General features: G+C 64.7%; 15 protein-coding genes. 12 read left to right on the plus strand and 3 right to left on the minus strand.

The window, feature by feature from the left end; all coding sequences use genetic code 11:
• Positions 1-133: 133 nt before the first annotated feature.
• The 9 genes from VGN72_15020 (at position 134) to VGN72_15060 (ending at position 15,787) form a co-directional block, all read left to right on the plus strand.
• Positions 134-6,625 (plus strand): HAMP domain-containing protein, encoded by a 6,492-nt coding sequence (locus VGN72_15020; protein ID HEV7300675.1) that lies wholly within the window; start codon positions 134-136, stop codon positions 6,623-6,625.
• Between the two features lie 104 nt (positions 6,626-6,729).
• Positions 6,730-8,880 (plus strand): response regulator, encoded by a 2,151-nt coding sequence (locus VGN72_15025; GenBank protein HEV7300676.1) that lies wholly within the window; start codon positions 6,730-6,732, stop codon positions 8,878-8,880.
• Between the two features lie 98 nt (positions 8,881-8,978).
• Positions 8,979-9,878, plus strand: a complete 900-nt coding sequence (locus VGN72_15030; protein HEV7300677.1) for a hypothetical protein — start codon at positions 8,979-8,981, stop codon at positions 9,876-9,878.
• Positions 9,879-10,367: 489 nt separating this feature from the next.
• Complete coding sequence (locus tag VGN72_15035; GenBank protein HEV7300678.1) at positions 10,368-11,342, plus strand: ABC transporter substrate-binding protein; 975 nt, start codon at positions 10,368-10,370, stop codon at positions 11,340-11,342.
• A 15-nt stretch (positions 11,343-11,357) separates the two neighbouring features.
• A complete protein-coding gene (locus VGN72_15040; protein ID HEV7300679.1) occupies positions 11,358-11,846 on the plus strand; it encodes a nucleoside deaminase in 489 nt (162 codons plus the stop codon).
• Between the two features lie 5 nt (positions 11,847-11,851).
• Positions 11,852-12,754, plus strand: coding sequence for an ABC transporter permease (locus VGN72_15045; protein HEV7300680.1), 903 nt, complete (start codon positions 11,852-11,854; stop codon positions 12,752-12,754).
• Positions 12,751-13,614 (plus strand): ABC transporter ATP-binding protein, encoded by an 864-nt coding sequence (locus VGN72_15050; protein ID HEV7300681.1) that lies wholly within the window; start codon positions 12,751-12,753, stop codon positions 13,612-13,614. Before VGN72_15045 ends, VGN72_15050 begins: the two co-directional genes overlap by 4 nt.
• 154 nt (positions 13,615-13,768) lie before the next feature.
• Positions 13,769-14,758 carry an ABC transporter substrate-binding protein gene (locus VGN72_15055; protein HEV7300682.1) on the plus strand — a complete coding sequence of 330 codons (990 nt, stop codon included), beginning with the start codon at positions 13,769-13,771 and terminating at the stop codon, positions 14,756-14,758.
• 315 nt (positions 14,759-15,073) lie between these two features.
• Complete coding sequence (locus tag VGN72_15060; GenBank protein HEV7300683.1) at positions 15,074-15,787, plus strand: cysteine hydrolase; 714 nt, start codon at positions 15,074-15,076, stop codon at positions 15,785-15,787.
• An 11-nt stretch (positions 15,788-15,798) separates the two neighbouring features.
• Here VGN72_15060 and VGN72_15065 read toward each other — a convergent pair whose 3' ends face one another.
• Positions 15,799-16,656, minus strand: a complete 858-nt coding sequence (locus VGN72_15065) for an endonuclease/exonuclease/phosphatase family protein (protein ID HEV7300684.1) — start codon at positions 16,654-16,656, stop codon at positions 15,799-15,801.
• A 91-nt stretch (positions 16,657-16,747) separates the two neighbouring features.
• Entirely contained in the window at positions 16,748-17,584 is an 837-nt protein-coding gene (locus tag VGN72_15070; protein HEV7300685.1) for a helix-turn-helix transcriptional regulator, read from the minus strand.
• Positions 17,585-17,689: 105 nt separating this feature from the next.
• Between VGN72_15070 and VGN72_15075 the strand changes: the two genes are divergently transcribed.
• Positions 17,690-19,219, plus strand: a complete 1,530-nt coding sequence (locus VGN72_15075; GenBank protein HEV7300686.1) for an alpha-N-arabinofuranosidase — start codon at positions 17,690-17,692, stop codon at positions 19,217-19,219.
• The gene (locus VGN72_15080; GenBank protein HEV7300687.1) at positions 19,216-19,494 is read left to right on the plus strand and encodes a DUF6171 family protein; all 279 of its coding nucleotides are present in this window, start codon (positions 19,216-19,218) and stop codon (positions 19,492-19,494) included. Before VGN72_15075 ends, VGN72_15080 begins: the two co-directional genes overlap by 4 nt.
• Positions 19,495-19,504: 10 nt before the next feature.
• Here VGN72_15080 and pelA read toward each other — a convergent pair whose 3' ends face one another.
• Complete coding sequence (gene pelA, locus VGN72_15085) at positions 19,505-20,626, minus strand: pectate lyase (GenBank protein ID HEV7300688.1); 1,122 nt, start codon at positions 20,624-20,626, stop codon at positions 19,505-19,507.
• 246 nt (positions 20,627-20,872) lie between these two features.
• Here pelA and VGN72_15090 point away from each other — a divergent pair, with 246 nt between their 5' ends.
• Entirely contained in the window at positions 20,873-21,967 is a 1,095-nt protein-coding gene (locus tag VGN72_15090; protein ID HEV7300689.1) for a LacI family DNA-binding transcriptional regulator, read from the plus strand.
• The last annotated feature ends 314 nt before the right edge of the window (positions 21,968-22,281 follow it).

The raw sequence follows: 22,281 nt of genomic DNA on the forward strand, positions 1-22,281 counted from the left end.
GCTGGGCTCGGTTATCGGTTTCGTTGTTCCGCACGTCAAGGCGGTACAACCCGCGATCGATCCGTCCTCAGTTGCCCGCCATCTCCATGTGCCCAACAGCTGCAAACAGTGCCTGCCGTAAGGGATGCTTCCTATGAAGAGCAAACAGTCTCCCGCGACCCGTTCCAAGTCCAAGCAGTCCGCCAAGCCCCAGGCCAGCAATGGTCATGTGAACGGCAACGGCAACGGGCAGTCGAGCCGCAACGGTCATTCGAGCAAGCCCAAGGGCAACGGGAGCGGCCGCGCTACGGTGGACCCGCTGAAGGATCAGCCGCGCGTCGAGATCGTCATGCCGCCGGTGGCGTCGGACGGGCGCAGGCGGAAGGAACTCGACCAAGGTCAGTTGCTGACGGCGCTGCGCGCGTTCAAGAAGGGGGACTTCAGCGTGCGCCTGCCGGTCGACCTGGAAGGCTTGGACGGCAAAATCGCCGATGCGTTCAACGACGTCATCGAGATGAACGAGCGCATGAGCGACGAGCTCGGCCGCATGAGCCGCGTGGTGGGTAAGGAAGGCAAGATATCGCAGCGGGCCGACATCGGAGAGGTGCAGGGGGCATGGGAGAACCAGATCGAGTCGGTCAACGCGCTCGTGAGCGACCTGGTGCACCCGATTTCCGAAACGTCGCGCGTGATCGGCGCCGTCGCCAAAGGTGATCTGGCGCAGGCCATGGCGCTGGAGGTGGAAGGGCGTCCGTTGGCCGGCGAGTTCCTGCGCACCGCCCGCACCGTGAACACCATGGTGGACCAGCTCGGCTCGTTCGCGTCGGAAGTGACCCGCGTGGCCCGCGAGGTGGGCACGGAAGGCAAGCTGGGCGGTCAGGCGAAGGTGAAGGGCGTCGCCGGCACGTGGAAGGATCTGACCGACAGCGTGAACAGCATGGCGGCGAACCTGACGGGTCAGGTCCGCAATATCGCCGCCGTGACGACCGCGGTGGCGAACGGTGACTTGTCGAAGAAGATCACCGTCGACGTGCGCGGCGAAATCCTGGAACTTAAGAACACGATCAACACGATGGTGGACCAGCTGCGCTCGTTCGCCTCGGAAGTGACGCGTGTGGCCCGCGAGGTGGGCACCGAAGGAAAGCTGGGCGGCCAGGCCGACGTGAAGGGCGTCGCCGGTACGTGGAAGGACTTGACGGACAGCGTGAACCTGATGGCCGGTAACCTGACGGGTCAGGTGCGTAACATCGCCGCCGTGACGACCGCCGTCGCCAACGGCGACTTGTCGAAGAAGATCACCGTGGACGTGAAGGGGGAAATCGCCGAGCTGAAGAACACCATCAACATCATGGTGGACCAGCTGAACAGCTTCGCGTCGGAAGTGACCCGCGTGGCCCGCGAGGTAGGTACCGAAGGCAAACTGGGCGGTCAGGCCGAAGTGAAGGGCGTCGCTGGTACGTGGAAGGACTTGACGGATAGCGTGAACAGCATGGCCGGTAACCTGACCGGCCAGGTGCGTAACATCGCCGCCGTGACGACCGCGGTGGCGCGTGGTGATCTATCGAAGAAGATCACCGTGGACGTGAAGGGGGAGATTCTAGAGCTGAAGAACACCATCAACACGATGGTGGACCAGCTGTCCTCGTTCGCCGCCGAAGTGACGCGCGTGGCGCGTGAAGTGGGTACGGAAGGGAAGCTGGGCGGTCAGGCCGACGTGCGCGGCGTCGCCGGTACGTGGAAGGACCTTACCGACAACGTCAATTTGATGGCCGGCAACCTCACGTCGCAGGTGCGTAACATCGCCGACGTGACCAAGGCCGTGGCCGCCGGTGATCTGTCGCGCAAGATCACGGTGGACGTGAAGGGTGAAATCTTGGAACTGAAGAACACCGTGAACACCATGGTGGACCAGTTGTCGTCGTTCGCCGCGGAAGTGACGCGCGTGGCCCGCGAAGTGGGTACGGAAGGTCGACTGGGTGGCCAGGCCGACGTGCGCGGCGTCGCGGGCGTGTGGAAGGATTTGACCGACAACGTGAACCTCATGGCGTCGAACCTGACGGTTCAGCTGCGCGACGTGTCGAAGGTCGCCACCGCCATCGCCAACGGCGACTTGACGCAGAAGATCACCGTCGACGTGCGCGGCGAAATCCTGCAGATCAAGAACGTGATCAACATCATGGTGGACCAGCTCGGCTCGTTCGCGTCCGAAGTGACGCGCGTGGCCCGCGAAGTGGGCACCGAAGGAGAACTGGGCGGCCAGGCCGACGTGCGCGGTGTGGCTGGCACGTGGAAGGACTTGACCGACTCCGTGAATTCGATGGCCGGTAACCTGACCGGCCAGGTCCGCAACATCGCCGCCGTGACGACGGCCGTGGCCAACGGTGACTTGTCGAAGAAGATCACGGTGCCGGTGAAGGGGGAAATTCTCGAACTGAAGAACACCATCAACACGATGGTGGACCAGTTGAACAGCTTCGCGTCGGAAGTGACGCGCGTCGCCCGCGAGGTGGGCACCGAAGGCAAGCTGGGCGGTCAGGCCGAAGTGAAGGGCGTCGCCGGCACGTGGAAGGACCTCACGGACAACGTGAACTTCATGGCCGGTAATCTGACGTCACAGGTGCGTAACATCGCCGCCGTGACGACCGCCGTGGCCAATGGTGACCTTTCGAAGAAGATCACCGTCGAAACGAAGGGGGAAATCCTCGAGCTGAAGAACACGATCAACACGATGGTGGACCAGCTCTCGTCCTTCGCGTCGGAAGTGACGCGCGTGGCCCGTGAAGTGGGTACGGAAGGGAAGCTCGGCGGTCAGGCCGAAGTGAAGGGAGTCGCCGGTACGTGGAAGGATCTCACCGATTCGGTGAACTCCATGGCCGGTAACCTGACGTCGCAGGTGCGTAACATCGCTGCCGTGACGACGGCCGTCGCCAACGGCGACTTGTCCAAGAAGATCACCGTGGACGTGCGCGGGGAAATTCTCGAACTGAAGGACACCATCAACACCATGGTGGACCAGTTGCGCTCGTTCGCCGCCGAAGTGACGCGCGTGGCGCGTGAAGTAGGTACGGAAGGGAAGCTGGGCGGTCAGGCCGACGTGCGCGGCGTGGCCGGCACATGGAAGGACTTGACCGACTCGGTGAACTCGATGGCCGGTAACCTGACCGGTCAGGTGCGTAACATCGCGGCGGTGACGACCGCCGTGGCGAACGGTGACTTGTCCAAGAAGATCACCGTCGACGTGCGCGGCGAAATTCTCGAACTGAAAGACACCATCAACACGATGGTGGACCAGTTGAACAGCTTCGCGTCGGAAGTGACGCGCGTGGCCCGCGAGGTGGGCACCGAAGGGAAGCTGGGCGGCCAGGCCGAAGTGCGCGGCGTCGCCGGCACGTGGAAGGACCTTACTGACAACGTGAACTTCATGGCCGGTAACCTGACGAACCAGGTGCGCGGCATCGCGAAGGTCGTGACGTCGGTCGCCAACGGTGACCTGAAGCGCAAGTTGACCGTGGACGCCAAGGGCGAGATCGCCGCGCTGGCCGACACGATCAACGGCATGATCGACACGCTCGCCACGTTCGCCGACCAGGTGACCACCGTGGCCCGCGAGGTGGGCGTGGAAGGCAAGCTCGGCGGTCAGGCCAACGTGCCCGGCGCCGCCGGCACGTGGAAGGATCTGACCGACAACGTGAACCAGCTCGCCGCCAACCTGACGACCCAGGTGCGCGCCATCGCCGAGGTGGCTACCGCCGTCACCAAGGGCGATTTGACGCGTTCGATCGCCGTCGCCGCGCAGGGCGAGGTGGCCGCGCTCAAGGACAACATCAACGAGATGATCCGCAATCTCCGCGAGACGACCTTGAAGAACGCCGAGCAGGACTGGCTGAAGACCAACTTGGCCAAGTTCAGCCGCATGCTGCAGGGCCAGAAGGACCTGCTGACGGTCGGCCGGCTCATCCTGTCGGAACTGGCCCCCGTGGTCAGCGCGCAGCAGGGCGTCTTCTACATCATGGATTCCACCAAGGCCGACGAGCCAGCCCTGAAGTTGCTCGCCAGCTACGCCTACAAGGAACGCAAGAACATCGACAACAAGTTCCGGCTGGGCGAAGGCCTGGTCGGGCAATGCGCTTTGGAAAAGGAGAAGATCCTTCTGACCGACGTGCCCACCGAGTACATCAAGATCACCTCCGGCCTCGGCGAGGCCAAGCCGCTGAACATCATCGTGATGCCGGTCGTCTTCGAGCAGCAGGTGAAGGCCGTGCTGGAACTGGCCAGCTTCGACCGCTTCAGCGCGACGCACGAGACGTTCCTTGACCAGCTGACCGAATCGATCGGCATCGTGCTGAACACGATCGAAGCGAACATGCGTACGGAAGACCTGCTGAAGCAGTCGCAGTCGCTCGCCCGCGAACTGCAGAGCCAGCAGGAAGAGCTGCAGCAGACCAACGCCGAACTGGAGGACAAGGCCAAGCTGCTGGCCGACCAGAACGTCGAAGTGGAACGCAAGAACAAGGAAGTGGAACAGGCCCGCCAGGCGCTGGAGGAAAAGGCCAAGCAGCTGGCGCTAACGTCGAAGTACAAGTCCGAGTTCCTCGCGAACATGTCGCACGAGCTGCGCACGCCGCTCAACAGTTTGCTCATCCTGTCCGACCAGCTCAGCAAGAACGGCGAGGGCAACCTTACCGGCCGGCAGGTCGAGTTCGCCCGCACGATTCACTCGTCGGGTAACGATCTGCTGACGCTGATCAACGACATCCTCGATCTGTCGAAGATTGAATCGGGCACGGTCATCCTCGATGTTGGCGAGGTGCCGTTCCGCGATCTGTCCGACTACGTCGACCGCACGTTCCGCCACATCGCCGATGGCAAGAAGCTCGAGTTCGGCATCGACGTGGCGGCGGAAGTGCCGCGGTCGGTGCAGACCGATGCGAAGCGTTTGCAGCAGATCATCAAGAATCTGCTGTCCAACGCGTTCAAGTTCACCGAGCGCGGTTACGTCTCGATGGACGTGAAGGTGGCCGACGGCGGCTGGAGCCCGGACAACGAGATGCTGAACCGCGCCCGCACCGTGATCGCGATCAGCGTTTCCGACACGGGCATCGGCATTCCGCCCGAGAAGCAGCAGATCATCTTCGAGGCCTTCCAGCAGGCCGATGGTTCCACCAACCGCAAGTACGGCGGCACGGGCCTGGGCCTGGCCATCAGCCGCGAGATCGCCAAGCTGCTCGGTGGCGAGATTCGGTTGTCGAGCGAGTCGGGGCGCGGCAGCACGTTTACGCTGTTCCTGCCGCACAGCTTCTCCACCCGGCCGGCCCGGCGGCAGGCGATCACCAACGAGCCGACGCCGATGCTCGCGGCGCCGGAGATGGCGTCATCCTTCGGCCGCGGGCTCTCGCTGCCGGCGCCGGAGGTGGACGGCGCGCCGGTCGTCAACAACTTCACCGACGACAGCCACGACATCGGCACCGACGACCGCGTCGTGCTGATCGTTGAGAACGACGCGCACTTCTCCCGCTACCTGCTCGACCTGGCCCGCGAGAACGGCTTCAAGGGCGTGCTGGCCGGCCGTGGGTCGCTGGCGCTGCAGATGGCGCGCGAGCTGAAACCGCACGCGATCACGCTCGACATCAACCTGCCCGACATCGACGGCTGGCGCGTGCTGGACCGGTTGAAGGAAGACCTGGACACGCGCCACATCCCCGTCCAGATCATCACCACCGAAGAGGAACGTGGCCGCGGCCTGCGCATGGGCGCCATGGGCGTGCTCACCAAGCCGCTGCGCAACCGCGAGGCGCTGGATGAGGCGTTCGGCCGGATCAATCAGACGCTCGAGCGCCAGGCGCGCTCGGTGCTGATGGTCGAGCCCGACGCGAACATGCAGGCCCGGCTGGTCGACCTCGTGCAGGGCGACGACGTCACCCTGACCCTCTTCGACACCGCCGAAGCGGCCCTGAACGCCGCCAAGGGGCGTTCGTTCGACCTGGTCGTCACCAGCATCGACCTGCCCGACCGCAACAGCTTCGAGCTGATCGACGATCTGCGCGAGATCGACGGCTTCGCCGAGACGCCGATCTTCCTGCACTCGGCCCGCGATTTGGGCAAGAAGGAGGAGACGCACCTGAAGCGCCTGGCGCAAACGATGGTGCTGAAGGACGTGCGTTCGCCGCAGCGGCTGATGGACGAGATCGCGCTGTTCCTGCATCGCCCGGTCAGCGGGTTGCCCGACGACAAGCAGCAGATGCTGCGCGCGCTGCACGACACCGCCGCCGTGCTGGCGGGCAAGAAGGTGCTGATCGTCGACGACGACATCCGCAACATCTTCGCGATGACCAGCCTGCTGGAACCGCACAAGATGGACCTGCTGTCGAGCGAGACCGGCCGCGGTGCCATCGAGATCCTGCAGAACACGCCGGAGGTCGACGTGGTGCTGATGGACATCATGATGCCCGACATGGACGGCTACGACACGATGCGCGCCATTCGCCGGCTCAGCAAGTTCCGGTCGCTGCCGATCATCGCCCTGACCGCCAAGGCCATGAAGGGCGACCGCGAGAAGTGCATCGAGGCCGGCGCCAGCGACTACATCAGCAAGCCGGTCGACCCGGAACAGCTGCTGTCGCTGCTGCGCGTGTGGCTGTACCGGTAGAGGCGGCGGCGAGCGGGAACAGGGGGTTGGTGCAATCGCATTGCGGAACGGGATGCCCTGTACGATAACCGTCGTCCTGGCCGCGCGCCGCTCGTCACACTGTTATGGAACCCAAGGCCAACATCCTCATCGTCGACGACAGGGCCGAAAAACTCCTGTCGCTCGAGGCGGTGTTGGAAGACCTGGGCGAGACGCTCGTCACCGCCCGCTCCGGCCGCGAGGCGCTGCGGCACGTGCTCTCGACCGACTTCGCCGTCATCTTGCTCGACGTGAACATGCCGGGCATGGACGGCTTCGAAACCGCCAGCCTGATCCGCCAGCGGCTGCGGTCGCAGCATACGCCGATCATCTTTATCACCTCGTTCGGCGACGAGATGCACGCCGCCCGCGGCTATCAGCTGGGCGCGGTGGATTACATCCTCGCGCCCGTGCTGCCCGACGTGCTGCGCACGAAGGTGGCGGTCTTCGTCGACCTGTTCAAGAAGACCGAGCAGGTCCGCCGGCAGGCCGACAGCCTCGAACGCCGCGCCGGCCAGTTGCAGAAGCTGGCGGCGGCGTCGCTGGCGATCAACGCGGCGTCCACCATGGAACAGATGCTGCAGGCCGTCACCGACGCCGCCCGCGACATCGTCGAGGCCCACCAGGCCTTCACGCTTCACCTGAAGGACGGCCCCCGCGCCGGCGACGAGCAGACCGTCCACACGCTCGCCTCCTTCTCCAGCAAGTACCACGAGTGGGCCGACCGCAAGCTCGACCTGAACGAGTGCGCCCGCACGCAGGTCGGCCGCACGCAGGTGCCGGTGCGGCTAACGCAGGACGAGCTGCACCGGCACCCCGACTGGCCGCTCGTGCAACGCCTCACGCTGCCGCCCATCCGCGGGCTGCTTGCCGCGCCGCTGCTGGGGCGCGACGGGCGCCGCTTCGGCCTCGTCGCCATCACCGATCGCTTCGACGATGCCCAGTTCAGCGCCAACGACGAGGCCATCCTCGTCCAGCTCACGCAGATGGCGTCGGTCGCGATCGAGAACTTCATCTACTCCAAGGAACGCGAAGCCAACCGCATCAAGGACGAGTTCCTCGCCACGCTCAGCCACGAGCTGCGCACGCCGCTCAACGCCATCGTCGGTTGGACGCAGCTGTTGCAGATGGAATCGCTGCCCACCGAGACGATGCACGGCTTGGAGGTGATCGACCGCAACGCCAAGAGCCAGGCCAAGCTGATCGAGGACCTGCTGGACGTCAGCCGCATCACCACCGGCAAGCTGCGGCTGAAGCTGCAGGAGACCGACCTGCGCGCCATCGTCGATGCCGTCACCGAAACGCTTTGCCCCAACGCTGACGCGAAGCGTATCGCACTCACGATCGACGCCGGCGCCGCCCCGACCGCCCCCGTCCACGGCGACCCCGACCGCCTGCAGCAGGTGGTGTGGAACCTGATCACGAACGCCATCAAGTTCACGCCCTCCGGCGGGCGCATCGCCGTCTCCGCGACGGTCGCGGGCGGGTGGGTGAACCTGGACGTCATCGACAGCGGCGCCGGCATCGAACCGCAGTTCCTGCCCTACGTCTTCGACCGCTTCCGCCAGGCCGACAGCACCAGCACGCGCTCGTTCGGCGGATTAGGCATCGGCCTGACGATCGTGCGCCACATCGTCGAACTGCACGGCGGCACGGTCGAGGCCCGCTCGCCCGGCGCCGGCCAGGGCGCCACCTTCACCGTCCGCATCCCGGTCCTGTTCCCCGCATCGTCGGTTGATGAACCGAAGGCCAACCTGCTATCGAACGACCCCAACATGGATGCGAACACCGCCGACGCGAATGCCGTCGACGCGCATGCCATCGATGCGATTGATGAGATCGAACTCACCGACGTCACCGTGCTGGTGGTCGACGACGAGGCCGACGCCCGCGACATGGTCGCCGAGATGCTCCGCCGCGTGGGCGCCCGCGTCACGGTCGCCAGTGGCGTCGACGAGGCCATGGACCTGATGCGCATCTGCGACCCTGCCGTCGTCATCAGCGACATCGCGATGCCCGTCGCCGACGGCTTCGCGCTGATCCGCCAGTTGCGCGAGACCGGCGCCGGCCGCTTCGCCACGCTCCCGGTCATCGCGCTCACCGCCTACGCCCGCGCCGAAGACCAAGCCCGCACGCTCGCCGCCGGCTTCAACGCGCACCTGGTGAAACCCGTCGACCAAGGCGCAGTCGTCTCCACCGTCGCCCGCCTCGCCAGCCAACGCTGCGCCGCCAGCTAGCCTGCCTCGGTTGGACCCCGCTGCCATCGCTCGGGCGCGAGATGCGTCGTGCGAGTTTCTTCCGCGAGGCGAGCGGGGGTTTGGCGTATCATGGGGGGATGACGAAGCACGAGGGGCCCACGGACGAGGCGATCGAGATCAGCAGTGATCGGCTACGGGTGGAGATCGCGCGGCCGGCGTCGTTGGGCAAGCAGATTCGGTTCGATCGCACGAGCTTCGTGCGCCAGGTGACGCTGGACGGCCAGCAGACGTTCTGCGCCGACGAGGACGCGGGTGGATCGAACGGCGCGGGGCTCTGCTGTGAGTTCGGCATCAGCACGGCGCTGGGCTATCGCGAAGCGGGCGACGGCGGGGCGTTCGTAAAGCCGGGCGTGGGCATCCTGCGGCGCGCGGATGATCGGCCGTACGCATTTGATGAGGACTATCCGTACGAGTTGTTCGAGTTCGTCGTGGAGCGCCTTAGCGACAGCGCGGTCGAGCTGGCCGCGCTGCCCCGCGCGTGCAACGGGTACGCGTTGAAGCTGACGCGGCGGTTCAGCGTTCGCGAGAACGTGCTGGACGTGACGACGACGATGCGCAATGAGGGCACGCGGCCCATCGCGATCGCCGAGTACAACCACAACTTCGTCGCGTTCAACGGCCGGCCGATCGACGGGCACGTGCGGCTGCGTACACCGTGGGTTACGGGGGCTGCCGAGACCGGTAAGGCGTCGCTGGCGATCGAGCCGGGCGTCGCCCAGCTCACGCGAACGCCCAGCAGTCGGTTCCACGTCACGTTCGGGCGCGATACGGCCATCGATTCCGATGCGCAGTCCTGGCAACTGGAAGATGCGCAGAGCGGCCTGTCGATTCAGGAGCAAACGAGCCTGCCGTGGTCGAAGCTGTGCCTGTACGGCACGCGTAAGGTGATTTGTCCGGAGGCGTTCGTCCAGATCGACGTGCTGCCGGGCAAGCAATTGATGTGGTCTCGCACGTTCACGATGCTCGGTCGACGCTAATGCGGATGCGTTGAAGTACGCAGCCTTACGAACTCCGATGCACATTTGCGCGACGGCCGTTCCACTCGTGCTTAATTAGTGCGCTGCTGGCGGCAACGGGGCGGATGCTAAAGCGTCGTGATGCGTCTGAAACCCACCGTAAGCCGGTGCCCGTGAAGCGGCACCAGATTTGCATTGTCCCGATAGACAAGTTGATCCCGCCGCACGGCGTAGGAGCACGATCGCGGGCTTTCGGCCCGATCGTGATCCGAGTTTCGGCTTTCGACCTCGTTCGATCGAGGTTGGACCGTCCGATCAATGACGTTTGCTATTGCCGCTGTCGCACTTCAGAAGCTGACGGCCAAACCACATAAAACCCGAGCATCGACCCCCGCGGCCTAACCGTTCGGCGGTGGTCGCGCAGCCGCTGTGCGCAGAACCGCGATTGGCCCAGGCAGGGCGAGTGCGCGTCGGCGGTTGGTTTGGGCAAGACAAAGAAAGGTTCCGCCGATGTTCTTCAAGACCGCATTTACCTTATGCATGGCGATCGTGCTGGCGTCGCTATCGATCGTGGCGTCGCCAGCGTCGGCGGGCGGGAAGCTCGTGGTGGGGCACGACTCGTGGATCGGCTATTCGGGCGTCTTCATCGCCGACGCCAAGGGCTTCTTCAAAGAGGCTGGCATTGAGGTCGAACTGAAGCGCTTCCCCGGGCCCGGCGACTCGCCACCGGCGCTGATCGCGGGGCATCTGGATGTGGTGCTGACGACGCTGCACAACCTCGTGCTGGTGGCGGGCAACGACCCGGGCGTCAACCTGAAGACGGTTTACCTCATCGACAGTTCCAACGGCGCCGACGGCATCGTGAGCAAGACCAGCATCAACCGCGTAGCTGACCTGAAGGGCAAGAAGGTGGCCGTCACCGTGGGTGAGGCCAATGAATTCTTCCTCATCACCGCGCTGGAGAAGGCCGGCCTGAAGATGACCGACATCCAGCCGATCAACGTGAGCGCCGACGACGCCGGCGCGGCGTTTCTGGCCGGCAATGTGGATGCGGCCGTGACGTGGGAACCCTGGCTGAGCAAGGCGACCACCGGCGGCGGCAAGGTGTTGTACTCGTCGAAGGACCTCCCCGACCTCATCATCAACGCAATCGTGGCGACTGAGAAGACGCTGCAGACCCGGCCGGATGACGTGCGCGCCTTCGTGCAGGCGGTCGATCGCGGCGTGCAGTACCTGAAGGACCATCCGGACGAGGGCATGGAGATCGTCGCGAAGAAGCTTGAGGCAAGCCCCGAGGACTGCAAGGGCATGCTGGCCGGCGACAAGATCTACAGCATCGCCGACAACGCCACGCTGCTGGGCGACGTGCAGAGCGGCACGATCGGCGCGCTCATGCGGAACATCACCACGTTCCTGAGCGATCGCGAGTTGATCAAGTCGAAGCCTGACGTCGCGTCGCTCGTCGACAACACCTTTGTGAAGTAAGGAGCGCCGCACGCGATGTCATACGATGATGCCCATTACATGCGCCTGGCACTGGCCCAGGCTGAGCTCGGCATGAGCCGGGGCGAGTTTCCGTTCGGCGCGGTCCTGATCGGCAGCGAGGGCGAGGTGGTGGCGGCCAATTACGACACGGTGGAGCGCGACAACGACTTCACCAGCCATGCCGAGACGATGCTGGTGAAGATCGCCTGCAAGGCGACCGGCCGGCGCGATCTGTCTGGCTGCACGCTGTACACGACGGTGGCGCCGTGCCCCATGTGTTTCACGACCAGCTGGCTGGCTCGCGTCGACCGAATCGTGTGGGGCGCCACCATGAAAGAGGTCGCAGACCTGACGGGCAACGCCGTCCGTGAACTGGCGGTGCCGACGGAGCATATGAGCGACCTGGGCGGCCAACAGGTGGCGATTCAAGGTGGCGTGCTGCGCGATGAGTGCCTGGCGCTGTTCTCGCAGGTGATGGCGACAGTTGGGGAACAGCGGGCATGACAGACATGAGCGTACCAATGATCTCCAATCCCGCCGCCTCGATGACACGACCTGGCGGCGGCAACGAGATGGCCGGGACCGGGGCGATGCCACCATCGGCGCCGCCACGCGCGCAGTACCTGGGGTTGCGCACGGAAATCCCGCGCAAGCTCTACATCACGCTCGCGGTGACGTCGTTCCTGCTGCTGGGGGCCGCGTGGTGCATCATGAGCTACTCGAAGCTCGTGTCGCCGATCTTCCTCCCCACGCCCACCGCCGTCGCGGCGGCGGCGGGGAAGCTGTGGGAGTCGGGCCTGCTCGCGCAGGACCTGTGGATGAGCAACATGCGCATCCTGTCGGGCTTCGCACTGGCGGCCGTCGTCGCGATCCCGCTTGGCATGCTGGTGGGCAACTTGCGGGCGGTTGAGGCGCTGCTCGAACCGTTCCTGGGCTTCGTGCGATACATGCCGGTGCCGGCGTTCATCCCGCTGTTGATGCTGTACGCGGGCATCGGCGAGACGCCCAAGATCCTAGTGATCTTCATCGGCACGGTCGTGCAGATGATCGTGATGGTCGCCGACGTGACGAAGCAGACCCAATCCGACCTGCTGCGGGCGGCCCAGGTACTGGGGGCGAGTCGATGGGAATCGTTCACGAAGGTCATCTGGCCCAACAGCCTGCCGGGCATTGTCGATGTATGCCGGCTGAACCTCGGCTGGGCGTGGACCTACCTGGTCGTGGCCGAACTGGTGGCTGCCAACACGGGGCTCGGGTATCGCATTCTGAAAGCGCAGCGGTTCCTGCAGACCGACGTGATCTTCCTCTACATCTTCATCATCGGCCTGCTGGGCGTAATGTCCGATCAACTATTCAAGCTGGTGGGGCGGCTGCTGTTCCCATGGGCGCGACAACGGATGAGGTCCAAGTGAACGATCGCACTGACATCAACGAAGCAACCAACGCCGCGGCGCCATTGCTGTTCGTGTGGGGGGTGACGAAGACCTTCAACGGTCGGTCAGGCCCGGTGAACGCGCTGAAGGAGGTCAGCTTCTCCGTCGCGCGCGGCGAGTTTGTGGCGCTGGTGGGACCGAGCGGGTGCGGCAAGAGCACGTTGCTGTCGATCGTGGCGGGGCTGGAGAGCGCCACCAGCGGGCGCATCGCGCTGGCGGGAAACGTCATCACCGAACCGGGGCCGGACCGCGGGATGGTGTTTCAACGCGACAATTTGTTCCCTTGGCTTACGGTGCGCGAAAACGTTCGCTTCAGCCGCCGCCTGAAGAGCATCCGCCGCGCGCTGCAAGGCGACCGCCGGCGGACGTTCGAGGCGCGCTGCGAACAGTTGATCGACATCGTCGGCCTGAAGCAGTTCGCAGGTGCGTACCCGCACGAACTGTCGGGCGGCATGCGACAGCGGGCGGCATTGGCCCGCGCGCTGGCCAATCAGCCTGAGGTGCTGCTGATGGATGAGCCGTTCGGTGCGCTGGATGCGCAGACGCGCGAGGAGATGCAGGAGATGCTCGCGCGACTGTCGGAACGGCAGGGCACGACCACCCTCTTCGTCACGCATGACGTGGAGGAGGCCGTGCTGCTCGCCGACCGCATCCTAGTGCTGGCGGCGCATCCCGGGCGAATCGCCAAAGAGGTGCGCGTCGACCTGCCCCGGCCACGCACGCTGGAGATGCGGCTGGAGCCGGCGTTCGCGAAGGTGCGCGCCGAGGTGCTCGGTTCGCTCTACACGCGCCAGCGGCGGTCGCTGTCGGAGACTGCGCTGGCGGCGATGGTCGGATAAGGCGCGCAGGGTGCCACCGGCGGCTTGCCCGCCCGTGTTCTGTTTTTCCCACAAGGACACGGGCGGACAAGCCGCCGGTGGCACAGCGTACAAAGCACGGTCGGGCCACGATGGAATATTGAAGGGGAACGTTCTTTTCTGGAGATGCAACGTCATGAAAATTGCCAAGAATCTCACCCGTATGGTCGTCGGCGCGCTCGTCGCGGCCGGTTTGGTCGGTTCCGCGACGTTCGCCGAGGCCGCCACACCGGTGAAGGTGGCGCATAACTTGTGGATCGGGTTCGCGCCCGCCTACGTGGCTAAGGAAAAGGGCATCTTTGCCAAGCACGGACTGGACGTGGAGTTCGTCGCGTTCGCCGGGCCGGGTGATTCGCTGCCACCGGTATTGGCCGGGCACGTCGACTTCGCGCTAAGCTGCCCTGACAACGTCGTGCTGCTGCACGGCGGGCAGAGCGACGCGCTCGTCAGCGTCTATCAGATCGACACCAGCGCCGGCGCCGATGGCATCGTGGCCAAGAAGGAGATCAAGACGCCCGCCGACCTGGAGGGCAAGAAGGTGGCCGCGACGATCGGCGCGGTCAATCATCTACTGATGCTGATGACGCTGGAGAAGGGCGGCCTGAAGGAGAGCGACGTGGAGGTGGTGAACATGAATGCCGACGACGCCGGCGCAGCCTTCATCGCCGGCACGCTCGACGCGGCCGCGACGTGGGAACCGTGGCTGACGAAGGCCACCGAGGCGAACGGCCACGTGCTATTCAGCAGCAACGACGCCCCCGGCGTGCTGGGCGACTGCATTGTCGCCACGCGCAAGACCACGACCGACCGGCCCGAGGTGGTGACGGCCTTCATCGCCGCGATGGACGAGGGCGTTGCCTACCTCGCCGCCAACGAGACTGAGGGGCTCGACGTGGCCGCCAAGTACCTCGACATCAAGCCGGCCGAGGCGAAAGATATGTTGAGCGGCGTGAAGCTCTTCACGATCGCCGACAACAAGCGGCTTTTCGGCACGCCCGACGCTCCCGGCCCGCAGTACGCCGTCATGCAGAAGCTGGCCGATTTCATGGTGGCGCACGACGTCATTCAGGGTAAGCCCGAGGTGTCGAAGATGATCGAGCCGAAGTTCGTGATGGAAGCGAAATAAAGGGGCTTGTCCCTCTCCCATGTATTCATGGGAGAGGGACAGGTGAGGGTGATTCGAACCGCTCGCGCTTTGGCGATTATATCGTCCTGCGCAACCTCGTCATCCTGAGGTACTCCGAAGGTTCGCTTCCGTTCCGCGTACGAATACGGGGGAGATCCTTCGGAGTACCTCAGGATGACGAGGTTGGTAGCTGTTGCGATTATCGCTAGTCCCGGACGTTCTTGAGCAAGAACGAAAACACCCTCACCTAACCTCTCCCGGCGTACCGGGAGAGGGACCGGAGAAGAACTTCCTCAACTTGTTGGAACTCTACCCGTGAACGAAGAACCAATCATAAACCTGATCGCCCGCGATGGACGGCCGTTTCTGTTTCCGCTCGGGGCGAAGACGGCGCTGGTGTTGATCGACATGCAGCGGGACTTCCTGGCACCCGACGGTTATTCGGGCGTGGGCGGGGAGGACGTCGGCGAGACGCGTAAGATCATCCCGCGCGTGCGGGCGGTGCTCGACGCCGCGCGGGCGGCCGGGCTGACGATCGTCCACACGCGCGAGGGACACAAGCCTGACCTGTCCGACCTTACCCCCGCCAAGGCCTTCCGCAGCAAGACGGCAGGTGCCGAGATCGGCGCAGAAGGGCCACTGGGGCGATTGCTGATCCGAGGGGAGTACGGCCATGACTTCGTCGATGAACTGCAACCCATCGCAGGCGAACGCGTCATCGATAAGCCCGGCTTTGGCGCCTTCTACCAGACCGACCTCGGCCCGACGCTCGAGCGGCGCGGCGTAACGCATCTGATCTTCACCGGCGTGACCACGCAGTGCTGCGTCCACTCCACGCTACGCGAGGCGGTCGACCGCGGTTATTGGTGCTTGCTGTTGGAAGACTGTACGGCCGCGTTCGACCCCGACGTGCAGAAGGCGGCCGTGGACGCGGTGGAAACCGAAGGTGGCCTGTTTGGGTGGGTCAGTTCAAGCCAGCCCCTGATCGCCGCGATGGCCGCGGTGCGGTCGGTCGCGGCGCAACGTTAACGGCCGCTGGTTCATCGGCGATCGGCATAATGCAGGGTGGCGGTCACCGCACAGTGGTCCGACGGAAATAGGCCGTTCTCCCCCTTCGACCGATCGATCATGGCGTTGCGCGCAATCAGGTCCGGCGAGTGCAGGATCCAATCGATGCGTGAGCCGTCCACGGTGCCTTGAAAGCCGTTGAAGCTCGCCTCGTCCGCCCGTCGGATTGGGTGCACGGTGCGGTAAGCGTCGATCAGCGCAATGGCGGCCGGCTCCGTCGGGTGCGTTAGTGCTTGATACGTCTGGGAACCCTCGTTGGTGTTGAAGTCACCCGTTAGGATTACCGCCTCACCCTGGCGCATCGCCGCCACCCGCCGCGCGATTAATGCGCCGCTGTGCGTTCTGGCCATATCGCCCGCATAGTCCAGGTGGGCATTCAAGAACAAGATTTCCCGCCCGGCGGCGCGGTCTTGCAGCTTTGCCCAGGTGCAGATGCGCGTCAGGCCGGCATCCCAACTTTTCGACGCGATCACCTCCGGCGTCTCGCTCAGCCAAAACGTACCGCTGTCGCGCAGGCCGAAGCGCGACTTGCGGAAGAAGATGCTGCAGGCCTCGCCATTGCGCTGGCCGTCGTCGCGACCGGTGGAGACCACGTCGTAGTCAGGGAACGCAGCCGTCAGGTCGTCCAGTTGCGGTGAGGTTACCTCCTGAAGGCCCAGCAGGTCGGGCGACAGCTTGCGCGTCACGTCGAAGAACACCTGCCGTCGTAACGGCCAGTAGTGCGGCCCGTCATTCAACGTGGCGAGGCGGATGTTAAACGAGACCACCGTCAGGTCCATCGCGGTCGTTGCAGACGAGTCCGATGCGTTGTTTCTCGTATCGAAGGACATAGGGGGCAGCACCGATCCGGGGGTAAAGCAGCATCATAACGCGCACGACCGAATCGCTGTACCCGCCTGCCGCGAGAAGGCCGATCGGCCTTCATGTGCTTTGTCGTTTTCGATGGTCCTTCGGCGACCGCCCAGCCCATCGGCGGAAGGCGGTGGAGAACGCGAAGGTGTTCTGATACCCCACCTGTCGCGCAACGCCGAAGAGTTTGTCGTTCGTGGACCGCAGCAAGGCGTCGGCGCGGCGCATGCGCAGTGCCGTGACGTGCCGCATCGGGCTCACGCCGGTGCTGCGCAGGCAGAGCCGCCGAAGGGCCTCGGGGCGTATGTCGGCACGGGCCGCCAAGCGGTCGAGCGTCCACGGTTCGTTCAGCGATGCGTCGACCGTCGCCCACAGCCGCCACAGCGGGTCGACCGTGCCGCTGCCCATGGTGATAGACCGCGCGTAGCTGCTGATGAGGTCCGCGTAGGCATTCATTCGCTCGACCTGAGCCATTGCGCCCGATTCCAGGTAGAGGCCTTCAATCGAGTTGACGATTTGTCGCGGGTCGGCTTGCACCAGCCGCGCTGCGTTGCCAGTGATGGGTGACGGCGCATCGTCGGGCGCGGCCATGAAGACCCACGCGAACTGCCAGCGATCGCCCCGGATCGCCCGAAACGCCATCGGCGCCAGTGGCGGGGCGACGTACGCCTGCCCCGCGGCGCAGGGCTGCCACTCGCCATCCACCCAGACCTCGCCATTCCCACCGTAGCACGCCAGCAGATGCCCCGATGGTGGCCGCGGCCGCTGCATGTCGTAGCCGCGGCCGGCGTCGGTCAGGCCGACCACGCTCAGTCCGCGTGCCCGCATGCCCGGACAGACGTTGTCGGCGACGATGCGCTCGGGCGTGTCGCTGCCGACCGAGTGGATCTGGCGAATGATTTTGTACACTCCGCAGATGTTATCACGCCCGCTGTGCATCACAATGAACAGCGTTGGCCGCGTGCCTTGGTGGGCACGTGTCGGCGGCTTCAGATGTAGTGAACGAGGCGCACGATGAACAAGATCACGATCAACGCGGACTTGGGACAGCAGAAGATCTCGCGGCACCTGTACGGCCACTTCGCCGAGCACCTCGGGCGGTGCATCTACGAAGGGCTGTGGGTGGGCGAAGATTCACCGATCGCCAACACGCGCGGGTTCCGCAACGATGTGGTCGCGGCGCTGAAGCAACTGCGCATTCCCAACCTGCGATGGCCCGGCGGGTGCTTTGCTGACACGTACCACTGGATGGATGGCATTGGTCCGCACGAGAAGCGGCCGAGCATCGTCAACGTGCACTGGGGCGGCGTCACCGAAAGCAACGCCTGCGGCACGCACGAGTTCATGGACCTGTGCGAGCAGCTGTCGCTGCCCGGCGCGCCGTGTGAGCCGTACATCGCCGGTAACGTGGGCAGTGGCACCGTGCGCGAGATGGCCGAGTGGCTCGAATACATCACCATGCCCGGCGAAAGCCCGATGGCGTCGCTGCGGCGCAGCAACGGGCGCGAGCAGCCCTGGCCGATGCGCTTCTGGGGCGTGGGCAACGAGAACTGGGGCTGCGGCGGCAACATGCGCCCGCAGTACTACGCCGACCTGTATCGCCAGTACGCCAGCTACTGCCGGCACTTCACGCCGCAGGGCAAGCTGTACAAGGTGGCGTGCGGCCTGACCGACGAATGGAACGACATCCTGATGCGCGACGCTGGCCGGTTCATGGATGGGCTCAGCGTCCACTACTACACCGTGCCCGGCGATTGGGCCAAGAAAGGCTCGGCGACGGATTTCGACACCAACGCCTGGCGTGTGACGATCCAGAAGGCGGCGAACATTGAGACGTTCATCCGCGGCACGTCGGCCATTATGGACCGTTACGACCCGCAGAAGCGCGTCGGCATCGTGATGGACGAGTGGGGCACTTGGTTCGACGTCGAACCTGGCACCAACCCCGGCTTTCTGTACCAGCAGAACACGATTCGCGACGCCGTGGTAGCGGGGCTCAGCCTCAATGTGTTCAACAACCACGCCGACCGCATGCAGGTGGCCAACATCGCGCAGACCGTGAACGTGATGCAGGCGATGATCCTGACGGAAGGCCGGAAGATGCTGCTCACGCCGACCTATCACGTGTTCGAGATGTACAAGGTGCACCAGGACGCGACGCTGCTGCCGACGACCGTACAGGCCGCCGCCGGCTACCTGCCCGCAGCGCGGGTGACCGGAACGGCCGGGGCTGGCGGTTATGACATGCTGTCGGCGGTGGCGCAGGTCAGCGCATCGGCATCGCGCGACGAGCAGGGGCGCATCCACGTGTCGTTGTGCAACTTACACGAGCAGGACGCCGCGGAGATCGCGATCGACTTTCGCGGCGTGGGCGTCACCAGCGTCCGCGGGCGGGTGTTGACGGCGCCGGCGATGAACGCGTTGAACACGTTCGACTCGCCGGACGCCGTCAAGCCGACCGCGTTCGATAGCCTGAAGCTCAGCGGGTCGACGATCTCCGGCATGCTGCCGGCGCGCTCGGTTGCGGTGCTGGAGGTGCGATGAACGCCACCACCGACGATTCCTGCCGCGGCTGCAGTGCGACCGTACGCCTGGCCGCCGGCGAAGTGCAGCGGTTGCTGGCGGATTACCTGTCGGCCAACCCCGCGGCGACCATCGTGGACGACGCGACGTACGCGCATCGCATGAACGCGTGCGGCACTTGCCCCGACCTGAAGTACGGCACGACCTGCCGCCACTGCGGGTGCCTGGTGGCCGTTCGCGCCAAACTGGCGGGCAAGGCATGCCCCGCGGTGATGCCGGTATGGAACTCGGCGTGAAACGGCCTTTTCAGTCGGCGGTCACGTCCCACTGTTTGTGCGGCGCGGCTGCGGACGCCTTCGATTCGTCGGTTGGATGCTTTGCTTTCCACGTCGCGAAGCTATCTGCGACGCGCTGTCCCCAGGGGCCGAACCAGCGGTAACCGTCGCGACGCTCTGCCGGCAGTTGGTCGTAATCCTGCAACGCCTGCCCGTCGCGATTGGCAAAGAGCGGGCGGTTGGTCTTCAGATCGTAAAAGCGTGCCCAGATCGTCGAATTCCGATCATCCACCAGCAATAGGTTCCGCGATCCGCCAGGGTTCTTGCGCTCTTCCAGACGCTTGCCCTTCACGGCGACGACGGCAAACCATTCCGCCGCCCCGGTGATCGCGGCGCGCATGCGGGCGTCGGGGGCGTCCAGTTCCATCAGCAGCAATGCCACGCCGGCCCCTTCGAAGCCGCTGAGCGAGGGCAGCTCGTACGCCCGCGCGCCCATCGGTTCAAATGTGTCGGGGTCGTGCTGGGCGCACCAGCCGGTGGGGCGGCCGTCGATGATGACCTGACAGCGGAGGATGCAGTCGATGCCGCGATCAAACGCGGCCTGCGCGTTGGACCTGCGGCCGGGGTCGACGAACCCGAATGAATCGGTCGTCGCGACATCGCGCATCAACCGTAGCACCGCGACCATCGCGCCATCGTTGAAGGTGATGTACCGTCCATACCCCTTCGCGGGCGGTGGGAACCGCTGCGGCCAGCCACCGTTGGCGTACTGAGCTTTCAGGAGGGCGTCCAACCCGCGGTTGAATGCTGTTAGCACGTGCGGGTCGTGCTTCAGCCGGAGGGACCGCCCGAGCAGGCGCAGTTCGCTGTAGGTTGAGCCGTTGTCGATTGTCGCGACGCCTTTCCAATCGCCGTGCGGCTCGTTGTCGCTGCGCGCACGGCTGGCGTCATAACCTTTGGCCCATCCACCCGTTGCGATTTGCCATGTGATGATGTTCCCAATCACGCGGCGGCCTTCCTCAGACGCCAGCCACGCATCGGAACGGCCGGACAATGCCTGAACCGATATGGCGACAGCCTGTGAATAGGTGATGCAGAGCAAGGCGACCGCAATGCCTAGCAAACGCAGGTTTACGCGCAGTTTCAATCTCATGGGCTGCCTCGCCGTTCAGAAATGAGTTGGCTGCACGATCATAATCTACGGCTGCAACTGAAAGGAAAATTAGCAGGCGGTGCCTCCATCATTCTTCACGAGGAGGAATTCGGTAGTTTCGTAAGGTTATCGCTGGAATACGTTTAAGGGGATTCAGGCTGTAACATTGCTGGCGGTCGAGTTTGTGAAAATTTCATTGACCATGCTGCTGCGGCTTTCGATAATGGTTCGCATAGGACATCTCTTATGGCATCGATCAACGAAGTAGCCGCTTTGGCGAAAGTTTCGGTTTCGACGGTTTCGCGGGTGATGAACAATCAACCACGCGTGGCCCCGGAAACCATGCAGGCGGTGCGCGATGCGATGGCCAAGCTCAACTATGCACCGTCGGAACGACGGCCCGGTCCAAAGCCCCAGCGGAACGGGTCGGGCGCGATGCCGACGATCGGCTTCCTGGTGTTCGGCACGTCGGAAGCCCGGGCGACGCCGGCGTTTGAAGGGTTGTTGTACGGGGTGTCGCTGGCGGCGTCACAGGCCAACCTGAACCTTGTCTTTAGTCACGTGCCCGATCCCACCCGCCTGCCGGCACGCATCGCTGAGCAGGGCATCAATGGGGTGCTGTTGCACGGGGCGGCGCCCTCGCAGGCGATCTGCGATCGCCTGAGCCGTCTGCCGACCGTATGGCTGATGGGCAATCGGCATCGGCCGACCTTTGGGGATAAGGTGATGCCCGACAGTTACGTCGTGGGCGAGGTGGCGGCCCGATACCTGCTGAAGCGGGGCCATCGCAAGCTGGCATTTCTGAACGTGAACGCAGGTCATTGGCCCTTCAAGGTTTCCGCGCACGCCTTCAACATGACGGCCGCTGAAGGTGGCGGTGAGGTGCAGGTGGTCGAACGGGCGGTGAGCGAGGAGTCCGGCGCGTACTGGCGCACGCACGACCCGGAGGTGATCCGGTCCGTCGTCCAGCAATACCTGGCGCTGCCTGATCGGCCGACCGGCCTGTTCGTGGCCGACGACATGCAGGCGGCTCTATTGCAGCCTGAACTGCAGGCGCAGGGCGTCGTGATCGGGCCGGGCGGTGTCGAGGTCATTTCCTGCAACGACGAGCAACCCTACCTGGCCGGCCTCGCCCCCAAGCCCGCGACCATCGACATCCAGGTGGCCGCCATCGGTCGCAAGGGGGTCGAGCAACTCGTCTGGCGCATGGCCAACCCCGACGCCCCCGAGCGCATCACCTGCATGGTCGAGCCCTCGCTGGTGCCCGCACCAGCCGCTTCCCCCACCGATCCCACGGCCAAGCATGGTCGTACGCGCTCGGCCATGGCCGGCATGGCCTAAAGGCTAACGGACAAACCCTTGTCGCCTCGCACGCACGTGTCATCCCGATGGGAGCCTAAGCGACCTGAGGGATCTCAATCGACGGACGGTTCTCGGGCCTTGGGAGAGGTGTCAGGGCGGCAAGCCTCCCTTCGGGCTGACACGTCCTTGGCCCACACAGGGGTTCTGCCCGCCTGCCTTGATGCTCATAACTCATCAAGTTGTGCGATAGTTTCATCTGCGTTCTGTTGGTGCTATTTCAGGCCCTAAATCTACGATTTAAGCCTATTTTTGGCTATTCGCCAAGCTGGCCTATGTGGGCCTCCGCATGCGGG

The organism is Tepidisphaeraceae bacterium (assembly GCA_035998445.1).
Lineage (GTDB): Bacteria > Planctomycetota > Phycisphaerae > Tepidisphaerales > Tepidisphaeraceae > DASYHQ01.

What these genes read in the sequence shown, in the direction of transcription:
- VGN72_15020 (HEV7300675.1), top strand. Translation starts at nt 134, where the DNA reads ATGAAGAGCAAACAGTCTCCCGCGACCCGTTCCAAGTCCAAGCAGTCC.
- VGN72_15025 (HEV7300676.1), top strand. Translation starts at nt 6,730, where the DNA reads ATGGAACCCAAGGCCAACATCCTCATCGTCGACGACAGGGCCGAAAAA.
- VGN72_15030 (HEV7300677.1), top strand. Translation starts at nt 8,979, where the DNA reads ATGACGAAGCACGAGGGGCCCACGGACGAGGCGATCGAGATCAGCAGT.
- VGN72_15035 (HEV7300678.1), top strand. Translation starts at nt 10,368, where the DNA reads ATGTTCTTCAAGACCGCATTTACCTTATGCATGGCGATCGTGCTGGCG.
- VGN72_15040 (HEV7300679.1), top strand. Translation starts at nt 11,358, where the DNA reads ATGTCATACGATGATGCCCATTACATGCGCCTGGCACTGGCCCAGGCT.
- VGN72_15045 (HEV7300680.1), top strand. Translation starts at nt 11,852, where the DNA reads ATGAGCGTACCAATGATCTCCAATCCCGCCGCCTCGATGACACGACCT.
- VGN72_15055 (HEV7300682.1), top strand. Translation starts at nt 13,769, where the DNA reads ATGAAAATTGCCAAGAATCTCACCCGTATGGTCGTCGGCGCGCTCGTC.
- VGN72_15065 (HEV7300684.1), bottom strand. Translation starts at nt 16,656, where the DNA reads ATGTCCTTCGATACGAGAAACAACGCATCGGACTCGTCTGCAACGACC.
- VGN72_15075 (HEV7300686.1), top strand. Translation starts at nt 17,690, where the DNA reads ATGAACAAGATCACGATCAACGCGGACTTGGGACAGCAGAAGATCTCG.
- VGN72_15080 (HEV7300687.1), top strand. Translation starts at nt 19,216, where the DNA reads ATGAACGCCACCACCGACGATTCCTGCCGCGGCTGCAGTGCGACCGTA.
- pelA (HEV7300688.1), bottom strand. Translation starts at nt 20,626, where the DNA reads ATGAGATTGAAACTGCGCGTAAACCTGCGTTTGCTAGGCATTGCGGTC.
- VGN72_15090 (HEV7300689.1), top strand. Translation starts at nt 20,873, where the DNA reads ATGGCATCGATCAACGAAGTAGCCGCTTTGGCGAAAGTTTCGGTTTCG.